The 18,890-nt window shown below is 60.2% G+C and carries 19 protein-coding genes; 9 read left to right on the top strand and 10 right to left on the bottom strand.

Translation table 11 applies throughout. The features are described 5' to 3' along the window. Window positions 1-80: 80 nt before the first annotated feature. Entirely contained in the window at window positions 81-1,253 is a 1,173-nt protein-coding gene (ampC, locus tag PseAD21_RS11740; protein ID WP_371859055.1) for a class C beta-lactamase, read from the top strand. Window positions 1,254-1,361: 108 nt separating this feature from the next. On the opposite strand, the gene PseAD21_RS11735 is transcribed toward ampC, so the two are convergent. Both PseAD21_RS11735 and PseAD21_RS11730 read right to left on the bottom strand, forming a co-directional pair. Beyond that, window positions 1,362-1,628 carry a hypothetical protein gene (locus tag PseAD21_RS11735; RefSeq protein ID WP_102355813.1) on the bottom strand — a complete coding sequence of 89 codons (267 nt, stop codon included), beginning with the start codon at window positions 1,626-1,628 and terminating at the stop codon, window positions 1,362-1,364. A 22-nt stretch (window positions 1,629-1,650) separates the two neighbouring features. Then, complete coding sequence (locus tag PseAD21_RS11730) at window positions 1,651-1,971, bottom strand: DUF6124 family protein (protein WP_102355812.1); 321 nt, start codon at window positions 1,969-1,971, stop codon at window positions 1,651-1,653. 489 nt (window positions 1,972-2,460) lie between these two features. Here PseAD21_RS11730 and PseAD21_RS11725 point away from each other — a divergent pair, with 489 nt between their 5' ends. Together PseAD21_RS11725 and PseAD21_RS11720 are read left to right on the top strand one after the other, a co-directional pair. Beyond that, window positions 2,461-3,822, top strand: coding sequence for an AAA family ATPase (locus PseAD21_RS11725; RefSeq protein WP_102355811.1), 1,362 nt, complete (start codon window positions 2,461-2,463; stop codon window positions 3,820-3,822). After that, complete coding sequence (locus PseAD21_RS11720) at window positions 3,815-4,435, top strand: retron system putative HNH endonuclease (RefSeq protein WP_102355810.1); 621 nt, start codon at window positions 3,815-3,817, stop codon at window positions 4,433-4,435. Before PseAD21_RS11725 ends, PseAD21_RS11720 begins: the two co-directional genes overlap by 8 nt. An 86-nt stretch (window positions 4,436-4,521) precedes the next feature. Here PseAD21_RS11720 and PseAD21_RS11715 read toward each other — a convergent pair whose 3' ends face one another. After that, window positions 4,522-5,088, bottom strand: a complete 567-nt coding sequence (locus PseAD21_RS11715; protein ID WP_102355809.1) for a DUF4174 domain-containing protein — start codon at window positions 5,086-5,088, stop codon at window positions 4,522-4,524. A 208-nt stretch (window positions 5,089-5,296) separates the two neighbouring features. On the opposite strand from PseAD21_RS11715, the gene PseAD21_RS11710 reads away from it, so the two are divergent. Next, the gene (locus PseAD21_RS11710; protein WP_102355839.1) at window positions 5,297-5,761 is read left to right on the top strand and encodes a GNAT family N-acetyltransferase; all 465 of its coding nucleotides are present in this window, start codon (window positions 5,297-5,299) and stop codon (window positions 5,759-5,761) included. 16 nt (window positions 5,762-5,777) lie between these two features. Here the strand turns inward: PseAD21_RS11710 and PseAD21_RS11705 are convergent, their stop codons facing one another. From PseAD21_RS11705 to PseAD21_RS11690, 4 genes are all read right to left on the bottom strand, one after another. Next, complete coding sequence (locus PseAD21_RS11705) at window positions 5,778-6,092, bottom strand: hypothetical protein (RefSeq protein ID WP_102355808.1); 315 nt, start codon at window positions 6,090-6,092, stop codon at window positions 5,778-5,780. Window positions 6,093-6,101: 9 nt separating this feature from the next. Continuing rightward, a complete protein-coding gene (locus PseAD21_RS11700; protein WP_102355807.1) occupies window positions 6,102-6,887 on the bottom strand; it encodes a sulfite exporter TauE/SafE family protein in 786 nt (261 codons plus the stop codon). A 229-nt stretch (window positions 6,888-7,116) separates the two neighbouring features. Continuing rightward, complete coding sequence (locus tag PseAD21_RS11695) at window positions 7,117-8,331, bottom strand: MFS transporter (protein ID WP_102355806.1); 1,215 nt, start codon at window positions 8,329-8,331, stop codon at window positions 7,117-7,119. A 79-nt stretch (window positions 8,332-8,410) separates the two neighbouring features. Next, window positions 8,411-9,160 (bottom strand): hypothetical protein, encoded by a 750-nt coding sequence (locus tag PseAD21_RS11690; RefSeq protein ID WP_102355805.1) that lies wholly within the window; start codon window positions 9,158-9,160, stop codon window positions 8,411-8,413. A 280-nt stretch (window positions 9,161-9,440) separates the two neighbouring features. Between PseAD21_RS11690 and PseAD21_RS11685 the strand changes: the two genes are divergently transcribed. The 3 genes from PseAD21_RS11685 (at window position 9,441) to PseAD21_RS11675 (ending at window position 12,116) form a co-directional block, all read left to right on the top strand. Beyond that, on the top strand, window positions 9,441-10,589 hold the full coding sequence (locus PseAD21_RS11685; protein ID WP_102355804.1) for an aldose epimerase family protein: 1,149 nt from the start codon (window positions 9,441-9,443) through the stop codon (window positions 10,587-10,589). Between the two features lie 206 nt (window positions 10,590-10,795). After that, complete coding sequence (locus PseAD21_RS11680) at window positions 10,796-11,617, top strand: aldo/keto reductase (protein ID WP_102355803.1); 822 nt, start codon at window positions 10,796-10,798, stop codon at window positions 11,615-11,617. A gap of 28 nt (window positions 11,618-11,645) precedes the next feature. Continuing rightward, a complete protein-coding gene (locus PseAD21_RS11675; RefSeq protein WP_102355802.1) occupies window positions 11,646-12,116 on the top strand; it encodes a DUF1810 domain-containing protein in 471 nt (156 codons plus the stop codon). Here the strand turns inward: PseAD21_RS11675 and PseAD21_RS11670 are convergent. Further along, complete coding sequence (locus tag PseAD21_RS11670) at window positions 12,081-14,441, bottom strand: DNA polymerase II (protein ID WP_102355801.1); 2,361 nt, start codon at window positions 14,439-14,441, stop codon at window positions 12,081-12,083. The two genes, PseAD21_RS11675 and PseAD21_RS11670, sit on opposite strands and share 36 nt — an antisense overlap. A 221-nt stretch (window positions 14,442-14,662) precedes the next feature. Here PseAD21_RS11670 and PseAD21_RS11665 point away from each other — a divergent pair, with 221 nt between their 5' ends. After that, complete coding sequence (locus PseAD21_RS11665; RefSeq protein WP_102355800.1) at window positions 14,663-15,103, top strand: CBS domain-containing protein; 441 nt, start codon at window positions 14,663-14,665, stop codon at window positions 15,101-15,103. A gap of 123 nt (window positions 15,104-15,226) precedes the next feature. Here PseAD21_RS11665 and PseAD21_RS11660 read toward each other — a convergent pair whose 3' ends face one another. After that, window positions 15,227-15,850: a glutathione S-transferase N-terminal domain-containing protein gene (locus PseAD21_RS11660; protein WP_102355799.1), complete on the bottom strand. Its 624-nt coding sequence runs from the start codon at window positions 15,848-15,850 to the stop codon at window positions 15,227-15,229. Between the two features lie 70 nt (window positions 15,851-15,920). After that, window positions 15,921-17,009 (bottom strand): DUF1615 domain-containing protein, encoded by a 1,089-nt coding sequence (locus PseAD21_RS11655; protein WP_102355798.1) that lies wholly within the window; start codon window positions 17,007-17,009, stop codon window positions 15,921-15,923. Between the two features lie 337 nt (window positions 17,010-17,346). Here PseAD21_RS11655 and PseAD21_RS11650 point away from each other — a divergent pair, with 337 nt between their 5' ends. After that, window positions 17,347-18,882 carry an FAD-dependent oxidoreductase gene (locus tag PseAD21_RS11650; RefSeq protein ID WP_102355797.1) on the top strand — a complete coding sequence of 512 codons (1,536 nt, stop codon included), beginning with the start codon at window positions 17,347-17,349 and terminating at the stop codon, window positions 18,880-18,882. Window positions 18,883-18,890: the final 8 nt, after the last annotated feature.

Below are 18,890 nucleotides of genomic sequence, written 5' to 3'. Positions count from 1 at the left end.
GACTGCCTAAATTGACGGCGCTGATCAGCCGCCCAACGGGAAATCGTCCGCAGTGTAGCGGGATAACACTATCAACACTCATGGAGAGTGGTTCACTCATGTCCTTCAAAGTCATTTCCTGCAGCGCATTCGGCCTTGTTTTCGGCGCCACCGCGTGCCTGGCCGCCACGCCCGACGACAAACAACTGCAAGCCCTGGTGCAAAAAGCCGTGACCCCGGTGATGCAGCAACAGAACATTCCCGGCCTCGCCGTGGCGGTCACGATTAACGGTCAGCCGCATTACTTTAACTACGGCGTGACCGCCAGGGATACCGGGCAGAAAGTCAGCGAAAACACCCTGTTCGAAATCGGTTCGGTGAGCAAAACCTTCGCCGCGACCCTGGCCGGCTATGCGCAGGCGACCGGCAAACTGGACCTGTCGACCAAGGCCAGCCAGCTCTCGCCGGACCTCAAAGGCAGCGCTTTCGACAACATCAGCGTGCTGCAACTGGGCACCTACAGCGCCGGCGGCCTGCCGCTGCAATTCCCTGACCCGTGGGATTCGGCGGACAAGATGCTCGGCTACTACCAACAGTGGAAACCCAGCTTCCCCGCCGGCAGCCAGCGTCTGTATTCCAACCCGAGCCTGGGCCTGTTCGGTTATCTGGTCGCGAAAACCCTCGGTCAGCCGTTCGATCAGGCGATGAGTGAAACCCTGCTGCCGAAACTCGGTTTGCAACACACTTACCTGCACGTACCGAAAGCGCAGATGAGCCTGTACGCGCAGGGCTACGACAAAAACAACCAACCGGTGCGCGTCAGCCCGGGAGCGATGGATTCAGAGGCCTATGGAGTGAAAACCAGCGCCGCCGACATGCTGCGCTACGTGCAGGTCAACCTGAAACCGGCAAGCCTGGAAGCCCCGCTGCAACAAGCCATCGCCAACACCCACACCGGTTACTACACCGTCGGCGACATGACTCAGGGTCTGGGTTGGGAAATGTACCGTTACCCGATCAGCCTCGATCGCTTGCTGGCCGGCAACAGCACGGAAATGGCCATGCAGCCGCACAAGGTGCAGTGGCTGACCCCGCCGCAACCGCAGGTGGATAATGTGCTGCTGAACAAAACCGGGTCTACGGGTGGCTTTGGCAGTTACGTGGCGTTTGTGCCGTCGAAGGATGTCGGCGTGGTGATTCTGGCGAACAAGAATTTTCCGATTCCGGAGCGGGTGAAGATTGCTCACACGATCCTCAGTGCCTTAGCCGACTGAAAATCAAAAGATCGCAGCCTTCGGCAGCTCCTACAAGTACAGGATCGGGTTTTCAATCGGTCATTGTAGGAGCTGCCGCAGGCTGCGATCTTTTCTATTCAGCCGTCGTTAAAGCTGCGCCTGCAACTTCCAGCCGATGACATCCATCAAGTCACACCTGTCGCGCAATGGAATCGCCATCACCCGGGCGAAATCCTGCAGCAGCAAAGCGTCGTGGCCCTTGCCGTCGCCCAGCGCCAAGGTTTCCATCAGTTGTGTGACACAACGCAACCGGTAAGCTGCTGTGCCATGCAGCACGTCCACCGGTGCATCGCGGTCAATCAGCAGGCAGGGGATCTTGCAGTCGATCCCGGTAATTGGAATGTATCGCGTCATGTTTGAACCTCCCTGTTCTGTGTCAAATCGCCGTTGGCGGGTCGAGAATGTCCAGCGCGCGGTTGACCAGCAACTCGCCGATTACCGCCAATTGCTGAATCGAGAGCGCCAGACTGCGCTGCGCACCACTCAATTCGCAGGCCATGTCGGTAGTGAGGACATTTAATGAAGCAAGGGTTTCGCAGGCATGGCTTAACAGCGTGGGCGGATCGATATCGGGGAGGATGGTGAAGATGTGGCTGATGGGATCGGGGTGATCGGGGTCGCGTAAACGGGGATTTTTGATGTCGAAAGAACCTGAGTTCACAGGAGACTCAGAAGGTTTTGGCGTTGTTTTTTTCATGCACGAAGTACCGTAGTGAATTGTAGGAAAACTACCTATCTCACTTCCACATGAGGGTGGCAGCTGCACGCAGGCGTGGAAGACCAGGCTAATCCACCAAATACCCGGCGCACTCGAAAGTGCTCCTGCGCACAGCCGCCAAAACGCGGCAATGTTGACATAAAGAACGTCAACATGTGCTTTTGAGTCATTGATGGATGTAACCGGCTACCGGACTTCCACGTCCAGCCGCTGTTTTTGCAGCGGCCGAATTAGACTATCCCTCCTCTCCAAGGCCCACTAGTTCACGATGGCCGCCGCGACTTGCAGGAAAAATCAGCGAAGGTTGAAGGGCCTTTGCGTCAGACATTTCGGCGGCCACATACTGCAACGACTTTTGACTACCAACGCAATTCGCCGCATCTACACTGCTTCGGATCAATCTGTGGGCAGGAATGACATAATGCGCGCCAGAGCTTTTAAACCGACTGACCCTCGAAGGGCGTTGTAATGGAAATTACCAGACTTAAACTCGTAGATTTTGGCCGATTTACCAGATTGAGCATTGACTTGGCCCCCACCGAAAAACACGCATCAAACGTCACGGTTCTAGTGGGAAATAACGGCGCTGGAAAAACCACTCTTCTCAAATCCTTGGCCGTTTCATTGAGCTGGCTGGTCGCAAGGATTCGTACTGAGAAAGGTACCGGCAACCATGTAGGCGAAGAAGATATTCGGAACGATGCATTAGGCTCCGTAGTTACCATTGCGGTAGCAGATGCCTCGCATACACATACAGTTGGTCAGAGTTCTGATGATCCTTACTATGTATGGAGCATAGCCAGGGGAAAACAAGGACGGAAATCATTTGTTCATAGCGACTTAGCAGAAGCAACCTTGCTCGCTGATCACTATCGCACTCTACTGACAGCCAACGAAAAAGCATCCCTGCCTCTTATCGCCTACTACCCGGTCGAACGCTCAGTCCTCGAAATCCCGCTGAAAATCCGCACCAAACACACCTTCGACCAACTCGACGGCTACGACAACTCGCTCAACCGAGGCGTCGATTTCCGCCGTTTCTTCGAATGGTTTCGCGAGCGCGAAGACAGTGAAAACGAGACCGGCATTTCCGACACCGCACTGGCCGAAATCTCCGAGAAATTTGGCACCGACAGTGACGTGTGGAAAACCCTGGCCAATCTGAAAGCCTCCTCCCGCGACCGCCAGCTGACCGCCGTGCGCTCGGCCATCGCCGCATTCATGCCCGGTTTCACCAACCTGCGTGTGCAACGCAAACCGCGTCTGCACATGGCCATCGACAAGGACGGCGTCACCCTCAACGTCGCCCAACTCTCCCAAGGTGAGAAGTCGATGATGGCGCTGGTCGGCGACATCGCGCGTCGCCTGGCGATGATGAACCAGTCGCTGGACAACCCGCTGCACGGTGACGGCATCGTGCTGATCGACGAGGTCGATTTGCACCTGCACCCGAGATGGCAGCGCAGCCTCATTCGGCAGTTGAGCGAAACCTTCCCGAACTGCCAGTTCGTCCTGACCACCCACTCGCCGCTGGTGATCAGCGACGCCAAGGATGTGCTGGTTTACGTACTCAATGACGGCGAAATCCACGAACACAACGGCTTGTACGGTCTGGATGCCAATCAGGTGTTGCTGGAAGTCATGGACACCGACATCCGTAACAGCGAAGTACAAAAACGCTTGAACGCACTGCTCGAACGCTTGCAGGACGGTGATCTGGAAACCGCACAGAAGCTATTCGCCGAATTGGCAGAAGAACTTCCAGACGGTCATATCGAACTGGCGAAAGCAGCGCTGTTGCTGCGCAAGCTGGAGCTGCGCCGTGCGTAAGATCACCAAGGGCGCCGAGCCGGAACAACTCATCAGATGGAAACGCGCCAACACAACATTACGTTACCGGGACCTGCCCAGCGAAGAACGCGTGAGCGTGCGCACGGCCTGTATAACGGAACAGTTCAGCCTTTGCGCCTATTGCTGCCAAACCATTGCAGGCGACAACTCACATAACGAGCACGTTGAGGCCCAGGATAAAGCCCCCAATCGCACATTGGAGTTCACCAACATCGTTGCCAGTTGCCAGCGCCAGAATCAATGTGGACATCATCGAGGCACGCGCCCACTAGAGCTGACGCCATTGATGGAGGAATGCGAGTCGGAATTGAAGTTTTATCTGTCCGGTAGAGTGACCGGCAAAACTGAACGCGCAAATTCCGCTCTGGAAATTTTGAATCTCGGCCATACCGAAGAAAGCAATCGCGGACTCATAGGGGCACGGAAACAGCTGGTTGATCAGTTGATCTTTACAGGAGGCATGCAACCCGATGACCTTGAAGATGAAGAGCTTCTGGGCATTCTCCTTGATGACATGCTGACTCCCAAGAATGGCCAGCTTGCGGCTTTTTCTCCGGTTCTGGTCAATGTCATCCGTCAGCTCCTGCCCTGATGTTCAAAGTATCGTGGTCATTCCAGCGGACAAAAAAATGGCGAACGTTCAAACGTTCGCCATTTTTTATTCAGAGCCTGTCTCAATCAATCATCCGGCATTTCCGGTGGCTTGCTCGGTTTCGCCGGTTTGCTCGCCTTGGCGCCCTTCTCGCCTTTCTTGGTCGTCGGTTCAGTGGCCGCTGGAGCAGCTACTGTCGGCGGTGCGATGTCTTTTTCGCTCGCCGGCAACGCATCCACCGTGTCGAAGATTTTCTTCAGGTCCACGGACTTCGCTTCATCGCCCGAGGCCGACAGCTTGGTCTCGCCGTCCTTGCCCAACAGGAACACTTTCGGGTACGCCCCGGCGCCCAGCTTCAGCGAGCGCAACAGGGCCATGGTGTCCTGCTGGCCGAGGTCCTTGCCGTCGAGCTGACCGGCCATATTAAGGATGGTGTAGACCTTGATGTTGCGATCGGTGACGCCTTTCTTGTTCGCCGGATCTTCCAGCGACTTTTTCAGGCCTACCCACACCGGATCGACGGTGCTTTGTGCGATGACGATCAGCGGTCTGGATCGGCCCATGTCCCCGGCGATGGGCGAATCGTTTTCTGCGGCGAACAAGGGGCCGGCAATCGCCAGCAAGAGTGTCAGGGTCAATGACCTGATGAGCATGCGCATCTCCTTTTGATATCCACGCTCTAATGATTGCGCATCGTGGCGATTGTTCCGGGCATGCCCGGCAAATATGTTTCGCCTTGTCAGAAGCTTAGGTCAGCCCCGTCATTGCGCAACATCATCGGTGTGATCGCAATGGGGATTTGATTACCTTTTATAACCACTTTAGGGTGACTGCTCTGCCGACGAAATGGGGTTCACCCGCATGCACATCGATTACCTGTGTGATCACCCGCCATTGATCGAAGAACTGGCCGCACTCCACTTCAAGGAGTGGGGCCAATTTCGCCCCGGGCAAACGGTCGAGAACCGCATCGAGCACATGCGCGCATCCTGTGGCAAAGGCGCGATTCCCAGCGTGGTAGTGGCGCTGGATGGTTCGCGTTTGCTTGGTGGCGCACTGCTGCTCGAAAACGATCTGAAACTGCGCCCGAACCTCACACCCTGGCTGGCCGGAGTGTATGTAATCGCGCAGGAGCGCGGGCGCGGAGTCGCATCGCAACTGGTCAAACGGGTGGTTGAAGAAGCGGCAACGCTGGGTGTGCGCGAGTTGTATCTGTATACCGATGCTTCGCAAGCGCTGTATGCGCGACTGGGTTGGGAGGTAATCGAGGATCTGCTATACGACGATCTACCGGTGACGGTGATGAAGTTTGTCATCCAGCGTTGATCCTGTGAGGGCGGATTCAGCCCAGCGCGGACTCCAGCATTGAAGCATCGACAAGGCGCCCGGCAATTCTGAGCTGCCCGTCCTCCAGGCTGACACTCAGCGTTACCGCAGGGCGATCCCTCGGATACTTGCGCAGCAGCAGATCAATGCCAGTGGCCGTTTCGTCGGCCGTGGACAGCAGGTCCCACAGGCTGTCACTCAGATCCAGCAACACCCGCCCACTTTGGCGATCGACCACCCGCGGCGCATACAGCCAATGGCTCATGCGCATTTCCCGGGGTTCGACGGTGATGGCCAGACGCTCGTTGCAATGCAGGATGGTTTCGCTCATGGCTATCGATCAGAACGCCAGTTTGTAGCCGATCAACAGCAACATGGTCGCCAGACACGGGCGCAGCAACTCATCGGAAATGCGCCCGGTGAGGTGGCTGCCGAGCCAGATGCCCGGCAGCGAACCCACCAGCAGGAAACCCAGCACGCCCCAATCCATGTTGCCCATGCTCGCGTGGCCGAGGCCGGCGACCAGGGTCAGCGGCACGGCGTGGGCGATTTCGGTGCCGACCAGGCGGCGGGTCGGCAGCAGCGGATAAAGGATGAACAACGCGACTGTGCCCAGAGCGCCGGCACCGATCGAGGTCAGGGCAACCATGGTGCCGAGAATCAGACCGGTGATCACGGTCATCACGTTCAGGCGCACGCCGCTCGGGTTGTAATTACCACCGGCGCGCTTGTGGGCAAATTCCAGCAGGCGCTTCTTGAACAGAATCGCCAGCGCAGTGGCGAACAGCACGAAACCCAGGGCTTGCTTGATGATCGCGTTCATCGCCTCGGGCGCGGTGTGCAGAGTGCTGAGGAACCACAAGGTCATGGCAACCGCCGGCACACTGCCCAAGGTCAGCCAGCCGGTGATGGCCCAGTCGATGTTGTTGTTCTTTTTGTGAACCAGCACGCCACTGGATTTGGTAATGGCCGCGTACAACAGGTCAGTGCCCACTGCGGTTGCCGGGTTGATGCCGAACCACAGCAGGATCGGCGTCATCAACGAACCGCCGCCGACACCGGTCATGCCGACAATAAAACCCACCACCAGCCCGGCAATGACCAGGCCGAAATTTGCCAATTCCATTAAGACGTCCAGAAAAACGACAGGAAAAATCTGGCCCGCAGCATAGCGATTTTTCATATAACCACATATATCGATGCGGTCTATCGTTATGCCTTCCAGCTACACCATCTATCCCCTGTGAGAGCGGGCTTGCTCGCGAAGGGGGCGTATCAGTCGATGCACGAGTTGACTGACAAGCCGCTTTCGCGAGCAAGCCCGCTCCCACAGGGGTTGTGTGGTGTCAGGTAGATCAGTGTGCACGCCGGCCCGGCTTGAAGCTGTAATGACGGTTGATCCACACCGTCGCCAGTGCGATCAGCGACAAGATCAGCAGTGCCCACGGAAACGACATCGCCCCTGCCCGGTCCAGCAGCAACCCACCGAACAAACCACCGCCGGCAATGGCCACGTTCCAGGAGGTGGTGAGCATCGCCTGCACCACGTCCACATGCTCCCCGGCCGAATCCGCCGCAGCCGTCAGCAGCAACGTCGCCGAACCGCCAAACGACAAGCCCCACACGGCCATGCAGACGTAGATCAGCCACGGCGACGGTGACACCAGCGCCAGCACCAGTGCGGTCACGGCAAACACCGCGAGGCTGATCAGGGTCAGCCAGCGCAGCCAGCGATCCACCAGCAAGCCGATAATCCAGATCCCCACCAGCGAACACAGTCCGAACGCCAGCAACACCAGATCGACGCGCTCGGCCAGTCCGGCCTGCATCAGGAACGGCGCAATGTAGGTGTAGAGAATGTTGTGCCCGAGCATCCAGGTCAGCACCACGAACAGCACTGGCCGCACGCCCGGCAGGCGCAGCGATTGCAGAAGTGGCAGGCGTTCGGCGCTGGCCTGGCCCGGACGGTCCGGCACCGCAATGACGATCCACGCCGCCAGCACCAGGGCCAGCGCCGACATGATCCCGAACGACGCACGCCAACCGATCAGGTTGCCCAGCCAGGTGCCCGCCGGGGTGCCCAGCGACAGCGCCACCGGGGTGCCAAGCATGGCGATCGCCAGCGCTCGCCCCTGCTGATGCACCGGCACGATCCCCCGGGCATAACCGGCCATGATCCCCCACGACAACCCCGCCGCCATCCCGGCGAGGAACCGCGAAGCCAGGGTCAGGCCGTAATGACTGGAGAACGTGGTCACCGTGTTGAACAGCAGGAAGCCGCCGACCGTCATCAGCAGCACCCGCCGCCGTGGCCAGCCTCGGGTGGCCACGGTCAGCGGGATCCCCGCGACAATCGAGCCCAGCGCATACAGCGTCACCAGTTGCCCGGCGAGCACTTCACTGACCTCAAGCCCGGCGCCGATTTGCGGCAGCAGCCCGGCCGGCAGAGTCTCGGTGAGAATGGCGATGAAGCCGGTCATGGCGAACGCCAGCAACGCCGCATACGGCAGTTTTTCGCTGCGGGCGGCGTGATCGATGCGGGTGAATTCGGTGCTTGCGGAGTCGGTCATGACAGGTGCAGCTCCCTTGGAGTCAAGATGACGGAAGATTGTATACAAACCATCCGACCGCCACTCTACCCGACTCGATTCACTGCACCGGCAAAAAATTCAGAAACAGCAGACTCTGCGCGTAATTCAGGCCAATGCGCCGGTAGCGCTCGTCGAGCATCTGGGTCAGCAAGTCGAGCCGCGCGACGATCTTGCCGAACTCGGTGGCAAAACTGAGGTTGCTGCCCTCCTCCGAGATCTCGTTGGAGAACAGCAGCGGCTGGCCTTCCTTGTTCTGGCGCTGGGCCAGAATCCAGGTGGCTTTCTCGATGTTGCGCGCGGCGTTGTGGACGAAGGTCGGGTTGATCGCATCGGTCATGTAGAACTCGATGCGATTGCCATGGGCGGTGACCAGCATGCTGCCGATGGCATAGATGAACGCGCCGACCCGGTCACCGAGAAACTCCGGACTCATCGCGTAACTGAGCGCCGCCAGATCCTTGCGCCCGCCCAGCACCGGCAACGGTTGCTGCTGCTCGACTGCCATACGCACCTGTTTCACCGCCGTGTTGATGTCGAGGAAACCCGACTTGCGCAGTTCTTCCGGGTTGCGCAAATACAGCTTGCCCATCAACCGGTAAAGACTGTTGAGGTTGTCGCGCATCGCCAGCGTGGCCATGCGGTCGACACTGGTCTGCAAGAATTCTTGCGGCTGACCTTCACGCATCTGGGCGAAGAAACCGTTGCCGTCCTGGTGGCTGCAACCGCTGAACATCAACGACGACAGACACGCCAGCAACAGGCACGGGCGGCGAACAACAGCAGCGATCAGGGCACAAACTCTCGGCATGAATTCTCGAACGGGCACATTCCTGCGCGGCGGGCGTCGCCGCATCCTGGCCATGGATAGAGCCGGCAATTGCGAAAAAGTGCAGTGGCGGGGGTGCCCCGTTGATTTTTGGCGAACGAACGACAAGCAAATTAGTCAGTCTTTATATTTGAAATAAACGACTAATCAGCTATAAATTTTTACTTGACGAACATTTAGTATGACTACTTGCGACATCATCCTCTCTGTTTTACCGATGGAACGTCGCGTGCGAAAACAACAACAAAAAGGAAGGTCAACCATGCATCATTCCCGTCACCTGCTTTGCGGCCTAGGACTGTCCCTGATGATCGCCACTGCCAGCGCCCACGCCAGCGGCCTGACCGCTGAACACAAAGCCTTCGGCAAAACCAATGACGGCACGCCCGTCGAGCAATACGTCCTGCGCAACAGCCACGGCATGCAGGCAACCGTCATCACCTACGGCGCGACCCTGCAATCGCTGCTGGTGCCGGACAAACACGGCAAGTCCGCCGATGTGGTGCTGGGTTTCGATGATGTTCAGGGCTACCAAAAGGGCACGGCGTATTTCGGTGCGACCATCGGCCGTTTCGGCAATCGCCTGGCCGACGGCGCGTTCGAACTCGACGGCAAGCGCTATCAGGTACCGCAGAACGACAAGTCCAACGCCTTGCACGGCGGCACGCTGGGTTTTGACAAAAAGGTCTGGAAAGCCGAGCCGGTCAAAGACAAGGACTCGGTCGGTGTGACCCTGACCTATCTATCGGCGGACGGCGAGATGGGCTTCCCCGGCAACCTCACCACGCAAGTGACCTATCGCCTGACTGACAGCAACGAGCTGCGCATCGACTACCAGGCCAGCACCGATAAACCAACGGTGCTGAACCTGACCAACCACAGCTACTTCAACCTCGCCGGCGCCGGCAATGGCGATGTGCTGAAACAGATCACCACCCTGCACGCCAGCCGCTACACGCCGGTGACCGGCAAACTGATCCCGACCGGCGAACTGGCCCCCGTGGCCGGCACGCCGATGGATTTCACCAGGCCCACCGCCATCGGCGCGCACATCAAGGCTGATCACCCGCAACTGAAATTTGCCGAACCGAAACAGGGCGGCTTCGATTTCAACTGGGTGCTGGATAGCAACGGTGACGTGAACAAAGTCGCCGCCGAGGTCAGTGATCCGCAGTCCGGGCGGCATTTGCAGTTGTTCACCAGCGAGCCGGGCGTGCAGTTCTACACCAGCAACTTCCTCGATGGCACGGTCAAGGGCAAGAGTGGCAAGGTCTATCCGCACTGGGGCGCGTTTACCCTGGAGACGCAGCACTATCCGGATGCGCCGAATCAGCCGAGTTTCCCGAGCACGCGACTGGATCCGGGGCAGACTTACAGCCATAGCGTGGTGTTGAAGTTTTCCGCGAAATAACACCGACCGGTGGTGTAGGGATTTAGCGAAACGTCGCACCGACCCGATGGGCTGCGCTGCAACCCTGCTTCTTGGGGGCGCTGCGCGCCCATCGGGGATAAATCCCCTCGCCACAACCCCGATCCACTTCCTTTCTGGAGGCCATTGGAACCCCTGCGCTATCCTGCTGCCCACTAAGGTATCGACCATCAGCACAGGAGGTTTGAATGCGTACCCTCGAACTGGCAGACGTGCAGGTTCCGGTGATTGGCCAGGGCACTTGGCGCATGGGCGAAGATCGCTCGGCGCATCAGCGTGAAGTGGCCGCGTTGCGCCAAGGCATCGAACTGGGCATGACTCTGATCGACACGGCGGAAATGTACGCCGAGGGCGGTGCCGAAACCGTGGTCGGCGAAGCCATCGCCGGCCTGCGCGACCAGGTGTTTCTGGTGAGCAAGGTCTATCCGCACAACGCCAGCCGCCAAGGCATTGCGCAAGCGTGCGAGCGCAGCCTGCGCCGGCTCGACACCGATTACATCGACCTCTATCTGCTGCACTGGCGCGGCCAGTATCCACTGCAAGAAACCGTCGAAGCCTTCGAACGCCTGCGCGAAGATGGCAAGATCGGCCGTTGGGGCGTGTCGAACTTCGACGTCGACGACCTCGAAGAGCTGGCCTCCCCGGCCTGCGCCACCAATCAAGTGCTGTACAACCTGGAAGAGCGCGGCGTCGAATTCGATCTGCTGCCGTGGTGCCAACAGCAGCGCATGCCGTTAATGGCGTACTGCCCGATCGGTCAGGGCGGTGCGATGCTGGCTGAACCGCTGCTGAACACGATTGCCGCTCGTCACAACGTGACCCCGGCGCAGGTTTCGCTGGCGTGGATTCTGCGTCAGGATGGTGTCATTGCGATTCCCAAGGCTGTGCGACCGGAACACGTGCAACTCAATGCACAAGCGGCGCAGTTGCAACTGGATGCCGGGGATCTGGCGGCGCTGGATCAGGTATTCAAAGCGCCACAACGCAAGCAGCGGCTGGCGATGGTCTGAGTCGCTGGCCGCTGGTGAGGGCTTCGCCATGAGAAGCACTGATCAGTACGACCCGTTCAACCTGCAGCGTTTCATCCAGGCCCAGGACCCGGTCTTCGAACGGGTCCAGCGGGAGCTCGACGAGGGGCGCAAGCGCAGCCACTGGATGTGGTTTGTGTTCCCGCAGTTCGCCGGGCTGGGTGGCAGCGAGATGTCCCGGCGCTTCGCCATTCAGTCTGCCGCGGAGGCCCGGGCCTATCTGGCCCACGACCTGCTCGGCGCGCGGCTGCGCATCTGCACGCAGTTGGTGTTGAATATCCGCCAGCGTTCGATTGCCGAGATTTTCGGCCATCCCGATGACCTGAAATTCCACTCCTCAATGACCCTGTTTGCGCAGTTCAGCGCCGACGACTGCCCGTTCACTCAAGCACTGGAGCGCTACTTCCACGGCATCCTCGACGAATGGACCCTGCAACTGCTGGACTCAAAACAGGCCCAGTTGCCCCCCGATCAGGGTTGAGAAATCGTCGTCGACGAACGGCAGAATCGCATCCGCCACCGGTTGCAGCTGGCGGCTGATGTAGTGGTCGTAGTCGATCGCGGCACGGCGCACTTCCAGTGGTTCCGGCCCGGCCAGGGTGATGACGTAACTGATCCAGCCACCGTTCTGGTACTGCCGCGGACGACCGTGCTGCACGTTGTAATCGTCGGCCAGCCGCGCCGCACGAACATGCGGCGGTACGTTGCGTTCGTAGTCGTCGAGGGTACGGCGCAGGCGCTTGCGGTACACCAGGCGCTCATCGAATTCCCCGGCGAGGGTCTTGCGCACGTAATCACGCACGTAATCCTGATACGGCTTGCGCTGGAAGATCCGCTCGTAGAGCTCCTGCTGGAACTGCCGCGCCAGCAGCGACCAGTCGGTACGCACGGTTTCCAGGCCCTTGTAGACCATTTCTTCGCTGCCGTCGGCGCGGGTCACCAGCCCGGCGTAACGCTTCTTGCTGCCCTCTTCCGCACCACGAATGGTCGGCATCAGAAAGCGTTTGTAGTGGGTTTCGTACTGTAATTCGAGGGCGCTTTGCAGGCCGTATTCCTCGCGCACATGCTCGTACCACCAGTCGTTGACATGCTTGACCAGCGCCCGCCCGATCTGCGCCGCTTCCTCCTGCCCATGCGGGCGGCGCAGCCAGACAAAGGTCGAGTCGGTGTCGCCGTAGATCACCGCATGGCCCTGCGCTTCGATGAGCTGGCGCGTGCGCAACATGATCTCGTGGCCGCGCAGGGTGATCGACGACGCCAGGCGCGTATCGAAAAACCGGCAACCGCTGGAGCCGAGCACGCCGTAGAAGGCGTTCATGATGATCTTCAGCGCCTGCGAGAGTGGCGCGTTGTGCTCGCGCTTGGCGGTCTCGCGGCCTTCGGCGACCCGCGCGACAATCGATGGCAGGCAATGCCGGGTGCGCGAGAAACGCGCGCCGCGAAACCCCGGCACCGAATCGGCATCGTCCGGATGCAGCAGACCTTCGATCAGCCCCACCGGGTCGATCAGAAAGGTGCGGATGATCGACGGGTAAAGACTCTTGTAGTCGAGCACCAACACCGACTCGTACAACCCCGGCTGCGAATCCATGACAAAGCCGCCAGGGCTGGCCTGTGGCGGATTGGTCCCCAGATTCGGCGCAACAAAGCCCTGACGGTGCATCAGCGGCATATACAAATGGGTGAACGCCGCCACCGAGCCGCCGCTGCGATCCGCCGGCAGGCCGGTGACGCTGGCGCGTTCGAGCAAAAACGTCAGCAGTTCGGTCTTGGCGAAGATCCGCGTGACCAGTTCACAGTCCTTGAGGTTGTACTTGGCGAGCGCCGGTTTGTCCTCGGCGAACATGCGGTTGATTTCGTCCATGCGCTGGTACGGGTTGTCGATCGACTTGCCCTCGCCGAGCAGGGTCTGAGCGACGTTTTCCAGGCTGAACGAAGGGAAACTCCAGGTCGCCGAACGCAACGATTCGATGCCGTCGATGATCAGCCGCCCCGCTGCCGAAGCAAAGTAATGGGTGCGGCTGCCGTGTTCGCGCCACTGCATTTCGTCTCCACCACGGCCGATTTTCAGCGGTACACCGAGGCGTCGCGCGTGTTCGTGGAGAATACGCAGGTCAAACTGCACCAGGTTCCAGCCGATGATCGCGTCCGGGTCGTGGCGGGCGAACCATTCGTTGAGTTTCTTCAGGATCACGGTGCGCGAATCGCAATACTCCAGATCGAAGTCGACGATGCTCGCGTCACCGTTGGGCGCGCCGAGCATGTACACCTGACGCTGGCCGCAGCCTTCGAGGGCGATGGAATACAGCTCGCCGGTTTCGGTGGTTTCGATGTCCAGCGAGACCAGCCGTAGTTGCGGTCGGTACTTGGGATCCGGTTTGAGCTGGGCGTTGAGCAATACGCCGTCGGCATCAGGCGTACCGCCGAACAGCACCGGCGCGGTGATGAAACGCTCCATGAGGTAGCGCTCCGGCGGGCGCACGTCGGCCTCGAAGACGTCGACGCCGGCGCGGCTGAGTGCGGTTTCCAGACGCATCAACTGGCCGTGTTGCTGGCAATACAGCCCGAGCACCGGGCGATGCTCGAAATCCTGCAGGGCCAACGGGCGCAGTTCGACGTTTTTTTCGTCGTGCAGCAGACGCTCGGCCGCCTCGCGCTGTACGGCGGGGATAAACGCCACCGACGTCTGCGGCGCCAACCGCACACGGCGCGGCCCGGCGTCGGTCGCCAGCCAGAACTCGACTTCGGTGCCGGCCGGGGTATCGCGCCAATGCCGGGTCAGGACGAAGCCCTGCTGTAAATCCACCGCTGCAACCTCTGGAATTGAATCAGAGGGGCATTCTACGCTGCCCTTCAAGGGATAACCCCATCCCCTCACCACAGAGTTCACCCACCACAGAGCTGGGGTGATCGGGAAATAGTTGGGCAAATGACGTTTTTTGCGTGCTATCTGCCGCTTTGCCACCTTGCCCTGCGCGCAAGGGTCTACGATGCTTGGAGAACAACGACAACACCTGAGTAACTGCCATGAAGACCGTCGCCCAACTGCTCAAGCTCAAAGATCAGAAAAATCAGGAAGTGCACCAGATAAAGCCCGGTCACATGGTGCTCGAAGCACTGATGAAGATGGCCGAGAAAAACGTCGGCGCCTTGCTGGTGGTGGAGAACGACGAAGTGCTGGGCATCATCAGCGAACGCGACTACGCGCGCAAACTGGTGTTGCACGGGCGTTCGTCGGTAGGCACGCCGGTGCGCGACATCATGGTTTCGCCGGTGATCACCGTGGACACCCACCAGACTGTCGACACCTGCCTGGGCATCATGTCCGACAAACGCCTGCGCCACTTGCCGGTGGTGGAGAACGGCAAGCTGATCGGCCTGCTGTCGATCGGCGACCTGGTGAAAGAGGCGATTGCCGAACAGGCGGAGCTGATCAAACAGCTGGAGCAATACATTCGCGGGGAGTGACCTGCAAAATCCCCCCTGTAGGAGTGAGCCTGCTCGCGATAGCGGTCTGTCAGTCACAACATTTCTGACTGATACATCGCTATCGCGAGCAGGCTCACTCCTACAGTTGGTTCTGCGCGGTGTTCAGGACGGCCAATGCCGGGCAAACACCGGTGCCAGCACCGGATGCCGGTCGATGCGCTGCAACCACGCATAAAACCCCGGACGGGTCTGGCGCAAGTGCTCACGGCTGCCCGCCCAGCGCGTCACCACCGCTGCCAGCACATCCAGTGCTCCCGGCGTTTCGTCGTCCAGGTACAGTTCGGCGGAAAACTGGTCGGCAAACACTTCCCAACCCCAGTGCAAGTGCTCGCGGGCGCCGGCCACCAGGTTTTGCCGCGAGGCTTCGTCGGGCATCACCAGCCAGCGCTCGGGGTAATCGATGACGCCAATGGCCGCGTAACAATTGCTGGCGATGTAGACCATGCCGCGAATCGCCTGATCGCGATCAGCCGCCGTGGTCGGCAACAGGCCAGACTTGGGAAAGCTCAGACCCAGATGAATCAGAATCGCCACGCTTTCGGTGATTGCACTACCGTCGGGCAATTGCAGGGTCGGCACCTGTTTCAGTGGATTGAGGCGTGCCAGCGCCTCGGCGGCTTCGCTCGACGCTTCGATATCAATGAAGCGGTACGCGATCTGGCACAACTCCAGCGCCGCTTCGATGGCCGCTGCGCCCGAGTTTCTGTGCCCGTAAAGTTGATACATGACGCCCCCCTTTCACTTGTGTGCGCGGTCTTCAGGGTCAACTGTAGCTGCTTCGCCGCCAACGGCAGGCTCAACCCTTGGCCATGCAGCGCTTGTAGCGCTCATCCACCCGTTTGGCAAACCACGCGGTGGTCAGTTTGCAGGTGATTTTCGGGCTCTGCAGCACGATCCCCGGCAACACCGCGCGCGGCAAGGTCTTGCCTTCGGCCTGCTCGGCCAGTTCGAACACCCGTCGATAAAGTCTGGTTTCTTCGAATTCCAGGGTCTTGCCCTGTTCCAGTTGATCGCGGATGGTCGGGTTGCGCATGCCCAGCGACTTGCCGAGGGTGCGCACCGCCAGCTCGGTGCTGCCGGGCATGATCGAGTCGTAGCGAATCAAGTCGCCATCCAGCGCCAACGGGATTCCCGAGGCACGGCTGACCGCGTTCTGAAACGCCGCATTGCGGCTGGCGTACCAACCGGCATTGAAGTCGGCAAAACGGTACAGCGGTTCGCGGTAACTCACCGGATAGCCGAGCAAATGGGCAATGCCGAAGTACATGCCGCCACGACGGGTGAACACTTCGTGGCGGATCGTACCGTTGAGCGGATACGGGTAAGCCTTGGCATGCTGCTCGGCAAATTCGATGCTGACCTGCATTGGGCCGGCGGTGTGCACCGGGTTGAAGCCACCGAACAAGGTGCGCCCCATCGGCACCATGCCAATGAAATCGTCGAAGATCGCACTCAACTCTTTCTCGCTGCGCGCAGCGCTCAGGCGTTCGCTGTAGGTTTTGCCGGTGGGCGAACGCACGGCCAGGGCGGCGCTGACCAGCATTCCGGGGATGTGCGCCTTGCCGGCGCGGCGGTCGATTTCGTCGCGGGCGATCTTGCCCAGGCCCGGCACCGTCGGGTCGACCTGAAACGTCGATTCCTGCTCGGCCACGGCCAGCACCGAACACAGGTTTTGCGTGGTCGGACTGATGTCCTGCGCGGCGAACGCGGCGTAGATATCAGTGGCCCAGCCCTGACGGTCAGGCACTTTTGCCGGCATCAGCCGCACGATCTCGGCCTTCACTTCGGCGGGTGTGCGCGGCGCTGGCTCTTGATTGCGCTGGCCGGCGCAACCGGCGAGCACCAGCAGCGCGGCGAGGGTGATCAGTAATCGAGGGGTGTGCATAGCGCTCCTTGGCATGCGGTGAGCCGGGTTCACCATACGATCAAAGGTGTGGCGCAGGCTAGGACTGCAGCAACGAAACACTGTTCCCATGAAGACCGGGATCTTTGTAGCAAGGGAGCTTGCTCCCGCAGAGTCGCGAAGCGGCCCCCGCTTCCTGGATAGAAGCGGATTGCCAGGCAGTCCAGCGGGAGCAAGCTCCCTCGCCACAGAATCTCAGCCAAAAATGAAAAAGGCCCCGCAGCTCCACCGCTGCGGGGCCTTTTTCCGTCTGGCTGACAAACTGGCCGCCCCGCCCTGCTGATCCATACTTGCTGCACAGCAAACGGAGGACAGGCCCATGAACCGCAGCGACGTACTGATCATCGGCGCCGGCCCGACCGGTCTGGTGCTGGCTCTGTGGCTGAGCAAACTGGGCGTGCGCGTGCGCATCCTCGACAAGACCTCCGCCCCCGGCACCACCTCGCGGGCGCTGGCGGTGCAGGCGCGGACCCTGGAGTTGTACCGGCAGCTGGACCTGGCTGACACCGTGGTGCGCAACGGTCACAAGGTCGCCGCAGCGAATTTCTGGGTCAAGGGCAAACCGGTCGCACAGTTGCCGCTCACGCGCATCGGCGAAGGCCTGACGCCCTACTCGTTCATCGAAATATTCCCTCAGGACCAACACGAACGGCTGCTGCTCGAACGCCTCGAAGACTATGGCGTGGTGGTTGAGCGCAACACCGAACTTGAGAGCTTCGAAGAAACCGCTGACGGCCTCACGGCGCATCTGCGTTTACCGGACGGGCAACAGGAAGTCTGCCAAGCGTGCTTTCTGGCTGGCTGCGACGGCGCGCGCTCGGTGGTGCGCAAAACCCTCGACACCGGTTTTCCCGGCGGCACCTATCAGCAGATTTTCTACGTCGCGGATGTCCAGGCCAGCGGCCCGGCGCTCAATGGTGAACTGCACCTGGATCTGGACGAAGCGGATTTTCTCGCGGTATTCCCGCTAGCCGGCGAAGGCCGGGCACGGCTGATCGGCACGGTGCGCGACGAACGCGCCGATCACGCCGAAACCCTGCAGTTTGCCGACGTCAGCAGCCGCGCCATCGAACACCTGAAAGTGCACATCGACGAGGTCAACTGGTTCTCCACCTACCGCGTGCATCACCGCGTGGCCGAGCACTTTCGCAGTGGCCGGGCGTTTCTGCTCGGCGATGCCGCGCACGTGCACAGCCCCGCCGGTGGCCAGGGCATGAACACCGGCATCGGCGATGCGATCAACCTGGCGTGGAAACTCGCCGCCGTGCTCGACGGCAGCGCCACGGCGCAACTGCTCGACAGCTACGAAACCGAACGCATCGCCTTCGCCCGCCGACTGGTCTCGACCACCGACAAGGTGTTCACCTTCGTCACCGCCGAGGGGCGCATCGCCGACCTGCTGCGCACGCGCCTGGCACCGTTTCTGATCCCGAAAATGGCCACGTTCGAGGCCAGCCGCGAGTTCCTGTTTCGCACCGTCTCGCAAGTCACCCTCAACTATCGCGGCATGCCGCTGAGCCAGGGCAGCGCCGGCCACGTGCACGGCGGCGACCGCTTGCCGTGGGCGCATGATGGTGAGGGCGATAATTACGAGCCGCTGCGGCAGCCCTGCTGGCAGGTGCATGTGTACGGCGACACCAGCGACGAGATGATCGCCTGGTGCAATGAACACCATCTGCCGCTGCACGTGTTCGACTGGCGACCGGCGTTTGAAACGGCGGGGGTGGGGCGTAACGGGTTTTATTTGTTGCGCCCGGATACTTATGTGGCAATTGCCGATAACAGTGCTGATCCGAAGGTGATCGAACGGTATTTCCGCGATCACGGGATCCGACCCTACTTCAACTGCCCCTGACACAGCAC

The sequence above is a fragment of the Pseudomonas sp. AD21 genome (assembly GCF_002878485.1).
In the GTDB taxonomy this organism is placed as follows: domain Bacteria; phylum Pseudomonadota; class Gammaproteobacteria; order Pseudomonadales; family Pseudomonadaceae; genus Aquipseudomonas.
This window is presented reverse-complemented; position numbering and strand designations above follow the sequence as displayed.

What these genes read in the sequence shown, in the direction of transcription:
- ampC (WP_371859055.1), top strand. Translation starts at nt 81, where the DNA reads ATGGAGAGTGGTTCACTCATGTCCTTCAAAGTCATTTCCTGCAGCGCA.
- PseAD21_RS11735 (WP_102355813.1), bottom strand. Translation starts at nt 1,628, where the DNA reads ATGACGCGATACATTCCAATTACCGGGATCGACTGCAAGATCCCCTGC.
- PseAD21_RS11730 (WP_102355812.1), bottom strand. Translation starts at nt 1,971, where the DNA reads ATGAAAAAAACAACGCCAAAACCTTCTGAGTCTCCTGTGAACTCAGGT.
- PseAD21_RS11725 (WP_102355811.1), top strand. Translation starts at nt 2,461, where the DNA reads ATGGAAATTACCAGACTTAAACTCGTAGATTTTGGCCGATTTACCAGA.
- PseAD21_RS11715 (WP_102355809.1), bottom strand. Translation starts at nt 5,088, where the DNA reads ATGCTCATCAGGTCATTGACCCTGACACTCTTGCTGGCGATTGCCGGC.
- PseAD21_RS11710 (WP_102355839.1), top strand. Translation starts at nt 5,297, where the DNA reads ATGCACATCGATTACCTGTGTGATCACCCGCCATTGATCGAAGAACTG.
- PseAD21_RS11705 (WP_102355808.1), bottom strand. Translation starts at nt 6,092, where the DNA reads ATGAGCGAAACCATCCTGCATTGCAACGAGCGTCTGGCCATCACCGTC.
- PseAD21_RS11700 (WP_102355807.1), bottom strand. Translation starts at nt 6,887, where the DNA reads ATGGAATTGGCAAATTTCGGCCTGGTCATTGCCGGGCTGGTGGTGGGT.
- PseAD21_RS11695 (WP_102355806.1), bottom strand. Translation starts at nt 8,331, where the DNA reads ATGACCGACTCCGCAAGCACCGAATTCACCCGCATCGATCACGCCGCC.
- PseAD21_RS11690 (WP_102355805.1), bottom strand. Translation starts at nt 9,160, where the DNA reads ATGCCGAGAGTTTGTGCCCTGATCGCTGCTGTTGTTCGCCGCCCGTGC.
- PseAD21_RS11685 (WP_102355804.1), top strand. Translation starts at nt 9,441, where the DNA reads ATGCATCATTCCCGTCACCTGCTTTGCGGCCTAGGACTGTCCCTGATG.
- PseAD21_RS11680 (WP_102355803.1), top strand. Translation starts at nt 10,796, where the DNA reads ATGCGTACCCTCGAACTGGCAGACGTGCAGGTTCCGGTGATTGGCCAG.
- PseAD21_RS11675 (WP_102355802.1), top strand. Translation starts at nt 11,646, where the DNA reads ATGAGAAGCACTGATCAGTACGACCCGTTCAACCTGCAGCGTTTCATC.
- PseAD21_RS11665 (WP_102355800.1), top strand. Translation starts at nt 14,663, where the DNA reads ATGAAGACCGTCGCCCAACTGCTCAAGCTCAAAGATCAGAAAAATCAG.
- PseAD21_RS11660 (WP_102355799.1), bottom strand. Translation starts at nt 15,850, where the DNA reads ATGTATCAACTTTACGGGCACAGAAACTCGGGCGCAGCGGCCATCGAA.
- PseAD21_RS11655 (WP_102355798.1), bottom strand. Translation starts at nt 17,009, where the DNA reads ATGCACACCCCTCGATTACTGATCACCCTCGCCGCGCTGCTGGTGCTC.
- PseAD21_RS11650 (WP_102355797.1), top strand. Translation starts at nt 17,347, where the DNA reads ATGAACCGCAGCGACGTACTGATCATCGGCGCCGGCCCGACCGGTCTG.